Source organism: Planktothrix sp. (genome assembly GCF_046067725.1).
Lineage (GTDB): Bacteria > Cyanobacteriota > Cyanobacteriia > Cyanobacteriales > Microcoleaceae > Planktothrix.
In genome coordinates this window covers 1-10915 of record NZ_JBJUDF010000343.1, presented here as the reverse complement: position 1 = coordinate 10915, position 10915 = coordinate 1, and the positions used below count along the sequence as shown (strand labels likewise).

Annotated in this window: 10 protein-coding genes; all 10 read right to left on the bottom strand. The window is 40.6% G+C overall.

The window, feature by feature from the left end; genetic code table 11:
• Nucleotides 1-181: 181 nt before the first annotated feature.
• Nucleotides 182-436 carry a hypothetical protein gene (locus ACKPEB_RS21365; protein ID WP_408967033.1) on the bottom strand — a complete coding sequence of 85 codons (255 nt, stop codon included), beginning with the start codon at nucleotides 434-436 and terminating at the stop codon, nucleotides 182-184.
• A 271-nt stretch (nucleotides 437-707) separates the two neighbouring features.
• The gene (gene surE, locus ACKPEB_RS21360; protein WP_408967032.1) at nucleotides 708-1385 is read right to left on the bottom strand and encodes a 5'/3'-nucleotidase SurE; all 678 of its coding nucleotides are present in this window, start codon (nucleotides 1383-1385) and stop codon (nucleotides 708-710) included.
• Between the two features lie 107 nt (nucleotides 1386-1492).
• A complete protein-coding gene (recG, locus tag ACKPEB_RS21355; RefSeq protein ID WP_408967031.1) occupies nucleotides 1493-3976 on the bottom strand; it encodes an ATP-dependent DNA helicase RecG in 2484 nt (827 codons plus the stop codon).
• A gap of 471 nt (nucleotides 3977-4447) precedes the next feature.
• Nucleotides 4448-5296, bottom strand: coding sequence for a hypothetical protein (locus ACKPEB_RS21350; RefSeq protein ID WP_408967030.1), 849 nt, complete (start codon nucleotides 5294-5296; stop codon nucleotides 4448-4450).
• A gap of 102 nt (nucleotides 5297-5398) precedes the next feature.
• Nucleotides 5399-6058, bottom strand: a complete 660-nt coding sequence (tsf, locus tag ACKPEB_RS21345; RefSeq protein WP_408967029.1) for a translation elongation factor Ts — start codon at nucleotides 6056-6058, stop codon at nucleotides 5399-5401.
• Nucleotides 6059-6230: 172 nt separating this feature from the next.
• Entirely contained in the window at nucleotides 6231-7028 is a 798-nt protein-coding gene (rpsB, locus tag ACKPEB_RS21340) for a 30S ribosomal protein S2 (RefSeq protein ID WP_408967028.1), read from the bottom strand.
• 172 nt (nucleotides 7029-7200) lie between these two features.
• The gene (locus ACKPEB_RS21335; RefSeq protein WP_408967027.1) at nucleotides 7201-7641 is read right to left on the bottom strand and encodes a DUF29 domain-containing protein; all 441 of its coding nucleotides are present in this window, start codon (nucleotides 7639-7641) and stop codon (nucleotides 7201-7203) included.
• 120 nt (nucleotides 7642-7761) lie between these two features.
• Nucleotides 7762-8418 (bottom strand): HAS-barrel domain-containing protein, encoded by a 657-nt coding sequence (locus ACKPEB_RS21330; protein WP_408967026.1) that lies wholly within the window; start codon nucleotides 8416-8418, stop codon nucleotides 7762-7764.
• A 171-nt stretch (nucleotides 8419-8589) separates the two neighbouring features.
• Complete coding sequence (locus ACKPEB_RS21325) at nucleotides 8590-8787, bottom strand: NAD(P)H dehydrogenase subunit NdhS (protein ID WP_072720496.1); 198 nt, start codon at nucleotides 8785-8787, stop codon at nucleotides 8590-8592.
• A gap of 64 nt (nucleotides 8788-8851) precedes the next feature.
• Nucleotides 8852-10915, bottom strand: a 2064-nt coding sequence (locus ACKPEB_RS21320; protein WP_408967025.1) for a BamA/TamA family outer membrane protein, incomplete at its 5' end; no start/stop codon positions are given.

Sequence of the window (10915 nt, the reverse complement as noted above, 5' to 3'; positions counted from 1 at the left end):
CCAATTCTTCCTGATAAATAGCGATTAACCGAGCTAAACTTTCGGCAATTTGATCCCAACTTTCATCACTGACAATTTTATCGGTAATCCCTTGAAACAAATCTCCCTGTTTACTTTTCTTGACAAATTCTTGAAGCCGTTCACCTGATTTTTCTAAAGCCGCTTGTTGACACTCCCACCCCTACGCTACGCTAAGGAGTGGGATTCTCGTATCTAGCCCAGTCAAATAGAGACAGGTAATTTCACTATAATTCTCATCTCTGAGATTAACCAAATGGGCATCAAATCCTCCGGCTTGTAAGTCGGGTATCAAAACTTGCTTACTAATTAAGGAACGATTTCTATATAAAGAAGTCCAGTTTTTACCTTCTGTATCATAGAGTCCGGTGGCGGGGGCTTCAATCATTCCCAGGGTTAGCGGTGTTTTACTAACCATAGTTTAAGCATTTTTGTGAGATAATAATGAGTTTAATAGATAAAATATTCCTTAACTTTTGCCACACTTCTCACACTTTGGAGTAGGAAGAGAAGTTGGTTAATCTCTACTCTATAAAACTCAGAAGACAGGTGAAAAATCTAAAAAATATATAATATAGGAAATATCTGAAAATCAACAAAATTTCCAATTCCCTTAATCATTCTCCTGCCCAGATAGGTTCGCTCTAACTTGATCCTGATTTCGGATTCCTGATTCCCTGTTTCCTGTTTTACAATTTAATTAATGTTACAGCTATTTTTCCTCGAAAACACGCCTCTACATCCGTTCCTTCTTCATAGATGCGATCGCAATAGTTTCCGTGATAATAAAAATGATCTCCCTCCTGCCTATAATTAATCGGTAAAGGTTGGGTTCCGAGTTTACAATAAACAATTTCGGGGTCAGGGTCTTCTGGTTGCAAATAGGGAAAATTTACATTCCAAAATGTACCCGGTTGCGGCGGATGTTTCATTAATTCTTCTAAGACTAAATTAGCCCAACGGGTTGTGGTTTTCCAGTTCACGGGTTTTCCACCTTTTCGATATTGGGATAATGCGATCGCCGGAATTCCGTGAATTGCCGCTTCCCGAACCGCCGCTACCGTCCCCGAAATATAAACATCAACCCCCATATTTCCCCCTGGATTAATTCCTGAAATCACCCAACTTAAATCCGGGCAAAGATGAGACACCGCTAACCGAATACAATCAGCCGGAGTTCCTCCAATTGCATATTCAATTTCAGAGCGTTTTTCAACATAAATTCCTTGGTGGGTGGTCACTTGATGACCACATTGAGAATATTCTTTATTGGGAGCGATCAAAAGTTTATCCCCGGAAATTGCCTTTCCTAACGCTCGAATTCCGGGTGCATCAATGCCATCATCATTGGTTAATACTATGTTCATTTTGGGAAACAGGGAATAGGGAATTACGAATTACGACGAATGGGCAATGGGCAATAGGCAATAGGCAATAGAAAAAGTGTACTGTTTTAATCTAATACTCTATTTAATTAAGTTAAAATACTACCTCCCATCATTTTAAGATAACGACGATTTAATTCTTCTCGCATTAATGGCCAACTGTGTAAGGTTCCATCTTTTTCTAAAACTTTTTGTGCGGCTTCCCTCGCTAATTGTAGCACTTCTTGATCCTCCACTAAACTGGCTAAGGCAAAATCCGGTAAACCTGATTGACGAGTGCCTAAAACTTGTCCGGGCCCCCGCAATTGTAAATCCATTTCTGCAATCAAAAACCCATCCTGAGATTGTTCTAAAACTTGTAACCGTTGTCGGGCGTCCGGTGTTGAACCTCCTAACATTAATAAACAATAGGATTTATCTTTGCCTCGACCCACTCTCCCCCTTAATTGATGAATTTGGGATAATCCAAATCGTTCGGCATTTTCAATTAACATCACCGTTGTATTGGGAACATCAACCCCCACTTCTACTACCGTTGTTGAAACTAAAATTTGGGTTTCCTTGTCTCGAAATTGAGTAATCGCTTCATCCTTTTCCGCACTACTCATGCGACCATGTAACAATCCGATTTTAAACTCAGGAAAAATTTTAGACTGTAATTTATGATGCTCTTCGACCGCAGATTTGACATCTAACTTTTCTGATTCTTCAATTAAGGGTAAGACTACATACACTTGTCTACCCTTAGCAACTTCCCGCCGAATTAAATCATAAGCTTCCTGTCGTTGTTTTCCCGTTAATATTGTGGTTTGAATCGGTTGACGACCGGGGGGAAGTTCATCAATTTGGCTGACATCTAAATCTCCATGTAACGTTAACGCTAAAGTTCGGGGAATCGGGGTCGCGGTCATGGTTAAAACATGGGGTGATTCTCCTTTTTGTTGTAATCTCGCCCGTTGTTGCACGCCAAATCGATGTTGTTCATCTATAACGACTAATCCCAAGCGATGAAAATTAACTTTATCTTGAATTAAGGCATGAGTTCCCACTAAAACGGGTAATTCTCCTGTTTCTAAATGGGAATGAATTTGACGGCGTTTGACTGCTTTTGTGGAACCGGTTAATAATTCAACCGGAAGGTGCATTAAATTAAACCACTCGACTAATTTTCGATAATGTTGTTCAGCTAAAACTTCTGTCGGTGCCATTAATGCCGCTTGATATCCGGCTTGAATTGCTGCTAACATAGCAACCACCGCTACAACGGTTTTACCCGCTCCCACATCTCCTTGAACTAATCGATTCATCGGTTCAGAAGATTGCAAATCCTTGAGAATTTCCTGAATCACTCGCTGTTGAGCATTCGTTAATTTAAACGGTAAAATTTGATAAAATTCCTCGATTAATTTTCCGGTTGGTGCTAAGATTGCACTGGTTTCATTTTGTTTCTGCTGTTGTCTCCGGGTTAATAACCCTAACTGTAAATAGAAAAATTCATCAAATACTAACCGTCGTCTGGCGGCGGATAACCAATCTCGGTCAGGGGGAAAATGAATATTCTCAATCGCCGCACTTAAGCCGATTAATTGATATTGATTTAATAACCCTTGGGGTAAAGCATCTTGTAATTGTTTCGCTGCGGGTAACACTTCAATTACGGATTTTCTCAGAACATCCGCCCCAATTCCTTCTGATAGCGGATACACAGGTAAAAGCCGCCCAATTTTCATGGATTCAATTTGACCCCCCGCATGATCTAATACTTCTAATTCTGGATTATCTAAGGTTAAACCATATTGATTTCGTTTGACTAAACCGGATGCTGCAATCACCGCCCCTGGTGGATAATTGGCTTTTTGTTGATGTTGCCAACCTTTACTACTATATCGAGTTCCAGCATAAAACCGACTAATTTTAAGTTGTCCGGTATGATCGCTTAAGACTAATTCTAATATCGTTAATTTTTTATTGCGCGGACTACTAAAACAATTACATCGTTTCACCTGAGCAATTAAGGTGACTGTTTCCCCCGGTTCCAGTTCCTTGATTTTGACTTGCTTTGCATAGTCAATATGATCCCTCGGATAATAATAAAGTAAATCAAATACGGTTAGAATTCCTAATTTTGCCAAGCGATCGCGATTTCGGGGGCCGATAATTTTTTCTAAGGATTGTTCTAAGGATAAATTGACAACTTTCGTTTTTTCCGTAATTGCAGTTGTTTTCGGAACCGATTTTTGATTAGGCTTGTCATATTGTTCCGTTGATCGAATTTCCGCTACCTTATTCCGACATTCAAACAGCCTCTGTAAGTGCAGCAAAAATCGTCTGGTATCTGCAATTAAATGTTGTCGGTTTTCTAAGTCTAATTCGGGATAGCGTAAAAATTCTTCCGCCAAATCTTGACACCGTTGTTGAGTCTCTGGCGGCGCGTTCTCAAAGAGTTCCTTTAAACTCACATAAAAAAATTCGTGGAACTGATATTGACTTCCCTGCAAATTCGTAAAACCCCGTTCTGCTTCAACGGCTAACGCTTTACTCAATCTCCACCAGTCCGGTTGATAAGATTTCATCTTAATTTCAATTCCTAGCTACCCTATTTTTGAGACTGACCCCAGCTTATTATAATCTATAGTATTGTCAGGTTAACAAACCTTTCTTTTCTTTGATCTTGTGTTGATTAAACGGCTTAACTCACTATTCTTTCTAACAGTAACTCCAGGCAATTATAGAGGGGGTTGACAATAATAAATCGATTTTGCTAGAATTTTAGCAAATGCAGCTTTAACACTTTTAGCTTTAAAGTTGATTATTTAAACAATTTATTAAAGTAATCTCCTATCCATCGATATTATAGACGTTTCTCTGTTTTCCACTCTCCTCAGATTTCAGGGAAATCAAGACAAAATTTTGATAAGGTTGACACGAATTGATCGCCCGTGTTAAAATTTTGGAAAGTGCTACTGGGGCTGCTTCGCCCATGCCCTTGACTTTTTAATCAATAAAACTCAATAAAGCTTGATTTATCGGCATTACAGCCTTTTTTAATCCTCATACCAACTCGCTCGCCAAGCTGATTCTGCTTGAACAACCGCCTTCTCGCGTAACTTTTTTTGATAGTCCCGACGAATACTACTCAACTGTCCTGATAAATGCCGCAGTTGATGACGCCGCGCCATCACCGTTGCATCCGCAAATTCAATTTCCCCCAAGCGCAGATGAATCGCCGTTAACCGCGTGACCATTGAAGTTTGGGAATCTTCATCATCTTCTGTCTCAATCATAATTTGAAGCAAATTCGGAGGCCCTGCCACCGCTTCACTAGACGCTTCCGCCTTAGATGCCACTTCCAACACCGCTTCCGGTAATTTTTTCGGCAATAATCCAAACCGTTGTAACAACAGATTGGCATCCTTGGATAAGCGATTCAACAGTTGAATCATGCCAGTTTCAATCTGGTCTTGCCAAGCCAATAAACGTTCAGGCGTTAACGGTTGAGGACTAGGAGAAACCGCTAAAGGAGTTTCTAATTCCCCCTGTATTTCTTCATCGTCCTGGGAACAGTGCTCCTCCTCTTCCTCGGTTTCTAAATTGCCAACTTCAAAAGCAACTGGGGTTTGTAGAGATTGACACAGTGCCAGTTGTATTTGTTGAGCGAGATGTCTAAGTCCCTGTTGTAACTTTTGTCGTTCTGAAACCGATAATTGTAAAAACGCTTCAGGATAAGTTTGAGTACACAGGTGATAACTCGCCAAAATTAACTGTTGACGAACCCCTTGGCTTAGAGTCATCACATACACTTCATAAGCTTGATGAAACTCCTGAGCCAATTTGGCGATCGCTTCTTCTAACGTTGCGATATCCTGCTCAATTCGATTGATTGATCCGGCCATAAACGAATTACGAATTACGAATTACGAATGAATGAACTCCGATCTTCTATTGAAATCCTATCAGATCGGAGTCTTCATTACTCATTGACTTGAGGAGAAACTTTAGGCTTTGCCCATTTGTTCTGCCACTTCATCCGCAAAATTCTTCTCTTCTTTCTCCAATCCTTCACCCAGAACAAAACGAGCAAAGCGACGAATTTTAATATTTTCTCCTAACAAAGCAATGCTTTGTTTGACCAACTCAGCGACCGTAATATTTTGATCACGGATGTAAGGTTGATCTAATAAAGCCATTTCTTGAAGGCGTTTGTCAATCCGACCTTGAACAATTTTTTCTTTAATATTGTCGGGTTTATTCCCTAAATCATCCCGCTTCATTTCAATTTCTTTTTCTTTAGCGACAATTGATTCAGGAATATCCGCCACGCCAATATACTCCACATTAGGACAAGCCGCAATTTGCATGGCAATATTTTGTACTAATGTTTTAAATTCTTCCCGACGTGCTACAAAGTCGGTTTCACAGTTGACTTCAACCATGACGCCAACCCGTCCGCCCGTGTGAATATAACTTCCCACTAAGCCTTCAGTGGCACTGCGAGAATTTTTTTTATCCGCAGAACTAATCCCTTTTTGACGTAACCATTCGATGGATTTAGTCATATCTCCATCATTTTCTGCCAGGGCTTTTTTACAGTCCATCATTCCTGCGCCTGTTTTATCGCGCAGTTCCTTAACCAGTTTTGCTGAGATTTCCGCCATCTTTTCCTAGTGTGATTTCGTTAAGATTTGCCGATCGCCATGACCCATCTGTCAAAAAAATTATAACAAATGAATCTAATTTTCGACTGTATCAAGGATGATTGAAGTTCAGGAGTCAGTTCTTGATTATTTCCTTAAGATTTAATCTTTAAGCAGACTCCTGAGAACTGTTTTACTCTTCCGAATCGCTATCGGAATCTAAATCATCGAGATCCTCGATTTCTTCATCATCTTCATACTCGTCTTCATAAACCTCGTCATCGTATTCAGCCATACCCCCATCCAACTGACCATGACGTCCTTCATAAATTGCATCGGCTAATTTACCGACAATCAATTTAATTGAACGAATGGCATCATCATTAGCAGGAATATGAATATCGGCTAAATCAGGATCACAATTGGTATCTAATAAAGACACAATGGGAATATCTAATTTCCGACATTCCATCACGGCGTTATATTCCCGACGTTGGTCAACTAAAATCACCACATCAGGAACGCGACGCATCGCTTTAATTCCACCTAAATATTTGCGTAATTTTGTCAGTTCTCGACGTAAAACAGACGCTTCTTTTTTAGGAAGATAATCGAAATACCCACTAGATTCTCGGTCTTCTAAAGTTTTTAGACGTTCAACGCGGGTTTTAATCGTCGCCCAGTTGGTGAGCATTCCTCCCAACCAACGTTGATTTACATAATATCCGCCACAACGCGCCGCTTCTTGAGCAATAATTCCGGCGGCTTGGCGTTTGGTTCCCACGAATAAAAACTTTTTCCCTTGTTCAGAGGAACTTCTGACATAATCATAAGCTTCCTCCATTAGTTCTGCGGTTTGAACTAAATCAATAATATGAACCCCGTTACGCTCCGTGTAGATGTAAGGAGACATTTTCGGGTTCCAACGGCGAGTCTGATGTCCAAAGTGAACTCCAGACTCCAGCATTTCTGCCAAACTAATAACAGCCATTCGTCATAACTCCTAATTCGGGTTAATCCTCCATTCAGGCGTATTCGCTAGGGATACAGACCCTAGAAACACCCGAATCCCTGAATGTGTGATTTTTAGACAACCTTTCTATAATAGCACGTTTTGAACCGTTAGGGTGGGAATGGACAAAAAATTAAATGGGTGGGTAGCCTTAAACCTCAGAATCTCCCGATTGATCCTCAAAAAACCAATCTTCATCCAATGCTTGTTCTAAGGAAATAGAAGCATTTTGGGGTAATGGAAATAACTTTGAAACTGATTTTACGGCGACAGGATAGGCTTTCGCATACATTGTTTCGAGTTCAGATTTTAAGCTAGGACTATCTTCTAAACGATGTTGAATCTGAGCTCGAAAATTGACAATTTCAGCAGCCCAATGATTACCAGAACGGTCTTTTTCCACTTCCCAATAGGATAACTTTAGCAGATGTTCTAATAAACGGGTTAAAAGACTTAACATCGCCCGTTTATCACTTTTTCCCAGACTTTCTAACTCTTCAATTAAATTATCCCAATCAATCTCATTAAAATTTCGTTCTCGTAAGTTATTAACGGTTGTTTTAATCCATTGTTGATAGTCTGAAATCGTCATTTTAATTTCCTATTGTGGGCGACGATGCAGAATAATTTCCCTAATTATATCATTCACAGAAAGACCTGTCAAAAGGTGTTGCTAACCCATACATAGGGTAATTACTGCTATTTCGGGTGATCAAGGATGAATTTGTTTGAGAATAATCCGCAAGCGATCGTAATCATCTTTTAATAAAATACTCAGGGTGCGTCCAGCTTCAATTAACCAAGCTCGATCTAATTTTCTCAGGTGATAAATTTCTCGAACAGCCGCCGCTACCAAAGAATCTACCGGAGCATGACTGACATCTAATAAGGTTCTTAAAAAATCTAATTCCTGACTAAAATTAACAATTTCATCCGGTTGACATTCATACACCGCTTGATGAATTTGCGGCGGACGAGGCGGAATATATTGATAGATTTTACCAGGTTGCGATCGCTCTGGGTTCATGCTCTCAAACCCGACAATAGCCACCCGAAATTCGGTTTTTAACATGGCAAAAATTTGGGGTTGCTGTTCGCGCAATTCTTCTAAGGTTAATCCTAGCGCCCTGGCTCGATGCACGGAATCAATCGGGCTAGTTGTGGCATGATAAACCACTCCATAAACCTGATTTCCTGACTCTTCATCTTTTGATTTGACCCAACTTCCGAAAGCAGGCATAACCGGAAAACTCAAGTCCTCCGGTTCTAAACATTGAGCTAAATATTCTGTTGTCGCCGTTTCTATCACTTCAGCGATATGTTGCTGAGAACGTTGAGAGGTTGAAAAGGTAGGAAAGGGGAGACGCATAGGGAGTGGGGGAGCAGGGGGAGCAGGGGGGGAAGGGGAGCAGGGGGAGAAGAGGGGCGAGGGGAGAAATTTCTGTTCCCTGTTCCCTATTGCCCATTCGTAATTCGTAATTCGTAATTCGTAATTCCCTATTCCCTTTCTTAACTCGGTAATTTATTTTGCACTCTTCACTTATTTTTTGCCTTTTCGTCCAGCAGTGGTATCAATTGCTTCTAATTCGGAGAGTTTAAAGGTGACGAGTTTGTCCCAGTTTCCTCCTTCAAATAGAACGGCGACTTTACCGTCGCTGACTCGTTGAACGAGACCTTGGAAACCATAGTAGATATCGACGGGGTTTGTGACTCGCACGGCGGAACCTGGCAAAATCATAGTCTTTCAACAGTTGGATGAACTGAATTTTAGTTTATCGTAACATTGGACGCTTAACACCAACCTAGAAGCGTTCTCCTAGACCAAAATGAATTCGACTATCCCCATTGTTATTAATCCCATAATCAACCCGCACTGGCCCCAAGGGAGTTTGTAAGCGCACACCTGCACCATAACCAAAACCTGAACCGGGTTTATCTCGAACTCCCCCTGGCGAACCAGGAACTGTTCCTTGGGAATTTAAGTCCGTCGCCGCATCCACAAAAAGTGCTCCGCCAATAAAATTGGAGAAAATGGGGAAACGATACTCAATTGATCCTTGCACAAAACTACGGGTGGAAGCGATCGCTCCTTCTTCCCAACCGCGCACGGAAGCGGTTCCTCCTAATGGAAAAGCTTCATAAGGAGGTAAATTTCCGATGACAGTTCCAGCTTGCAAATTAAAGGCAAAAGATTGAGGGCCTTTAGGAATAAATCTGGTGAAGAAATTAACGGGAACATAAAATGTATATCCCGCCCGCAAACGATTCATTAAAATACTTCCTGAACCGATGGGAATCGATTGTTCTGTTCCAAATCGCAATAAATACCCGGATGTTGGCTGTTGTTTATTATTACGACGATCTCGAACTAATCCAAATTGAAGGGTAAATAAATCGTCTTCTCCACTGCCACTATAACTCAGTTGATTGCCAAATTCATCGGTCGGAGTAATGTCTCCATCGGCGTCTGTTAGTTGCACCCGTTGATATTGAAATCCTAAAGATGCTATCCAATTTGGATCTGCAAAAACATTTTCTGCAAAGGGTCGAGTAAAACTAATCCCACCTCCAGTTCTAATCACACGGGGACGATCACCATTTTCTAAGCGAACTTCTCGTTCTCCATCTTCAAAAACCACAGAAATTGTCCGTCTTCTAAAGGCATTAAGGGTATAAGATGTTCGATAAGGATCTCCAGCAATCCAAGGATCTGTAAAGCTAACATCAACTTGAAAAATTCGGTTTCCTGCTTCTAATTCAACGCCTAAGCGTTGGTTATTTCCCCCTAAGTTCAGTTCTTGATAACTTAAGGTTCCAAATAATCCAGCCGCCGAACTAATTCCTCCTCCAAAGGCTAATGATCCCGTAGTTTTTTCAATTACATTTACAATCACCGTCGCTTCACGAGGATTATCTCGTCCGGGTTCTAATTGTAATCGCACATCCTCAAAAATTCCTAATCCAAAAACCCTGGCTAAATCTCGTTGTGCGGTTTGTTGATTAAAGACATCCCCAGGTTTTAATTCAATTTCACGGGTAATAATAAAATCTCTGGTTGTTCCTTCAATGGGTTTTCCTTCTTCGTCGGTTGCTTCTCCATCACTATTGAGAAAACGAACTTGAATATTTTCGATTATCCCTTCTGCAACTTCTAAGGTAACAATACCTTCTCGTGTCACTTCTGGTGCTGCAACAACCTGGGCTAAAACATAGCCATTATCTTGATACCATTGATTGATTTTTTTGATTCCAGCCTCAATTTGATTCAAGTTAATGGTTTGATTATATTGATCAGCGAAACTTTCATTCACAATTTCTTCGGGTAAAACCGTATTTCCTTCAATCACAACTTGTTTTAAAGGAGGGTTTTCTTCCACTTCAAAGGTGACTCGCACGCCGAGGGGAGTATCTTCGGGAACTGCTTTAACATTTCGGAATAACCCGGTTGCAAAAATTGCGTTAATATCTTTTTGCAATTGAGAACGGGTTGTTGTTCGTCCGGGTTGGGTAGAAATAACACTATAAACTTTATCAATTAATGTTGTATTTTCGGTTCCACTGACTGCTATTTCTGCGACTAATACTTCGGGTTCAGCTTGTGCGGGCGTGGTTGGAATAGGAATAGCGGGAGGAAGTTCAGGTTGTGGCGGTAGTGGAGGTGGAACTTCAGGATTTGAGGGTAAGGTTTCAGGTGTTATTTGAGCAATATTTGAAGTAATTACTATCGGAAATTGTGCTATTTTTCCTAACTCTTTACTTAAACTCGGTTCAACTAAGTTAGTTTCCGGTAAAGTCTTTAAAGCGATCGCATTTTCATCAATAGCTGGAAACGTAAAATTACCGATTTTTTCCGTAACAGATTTATT

What these genes read in the sequence shown, in the direction of transcription:
- surE (WP_408967032.1), bottom strand. Translation starts at nt 1,385, where the DNA reads ATGAACATAGTATTAACCAATGATGATGGCATTGATGCACCCGGAATT.
- ACKPEB_RS21350 (WP_408967030.1), bottom strand. Translation starts at nt 5,296, where the DNA reads ATGGCCGGATCAATCAATCGAATTGAGCAGGATATCGCAACGTTAGAA.
- ACKPEB_RS21365 (WP_408967033.1), bottom strand. Translation starts at nt 436, where the DNA reads ATGGTTAGTAAAACACCGCTAACCCTGGGAATGATTGAAGCCCCCGCC.
- ACKPEB_RS21330 (WP_408967026.1), bottom strand. Translation starts at nt 8,418, where the DNA reads ATGCGTCTCCCCTTTCCTACCTTTTCAACCTCTCAACGTTCTCAGCAA.
- ACKPEB_RS21325 (WP_072720496.1), bottom strand. Translation starts at nt 8,787, where the DNA reads ATGATTTTGCCAGGTTCCGCCGTGCGAGTCACAAACCCCGTCGATATC.
- rpsB (WP_408967028.1), bottom strand. Translation starts at nt 7,028, where the DNA reads ATGGCTGTTATTAGTTTGGCAGAAATGCTGGAGTCTGGAGTTCACTTT.
- ACKPEB_RS21335 (WP_408967027.1), bottom strand. Translation starts at nt 7,641, where the DNA reads ATGACGATTTCAGACTATCAACAATGGATTAAAACAACCGTTAATAAC.
- recG (WP_408967031.1), bottom strand. Translation starts at nt 3,976, where the DNA reads ATGAAATCTTATCAACCGGACTGGTGGAGATTGAGTAAAGCGTTAGCC.
- tsf (WP_408967029.1), bottom strand. Translation starts at nt 6,058, where the DNA reads ATGGCGGAAATCTCAGCAAAACTGGTTAAGGAACTGCGCGATAAAACA.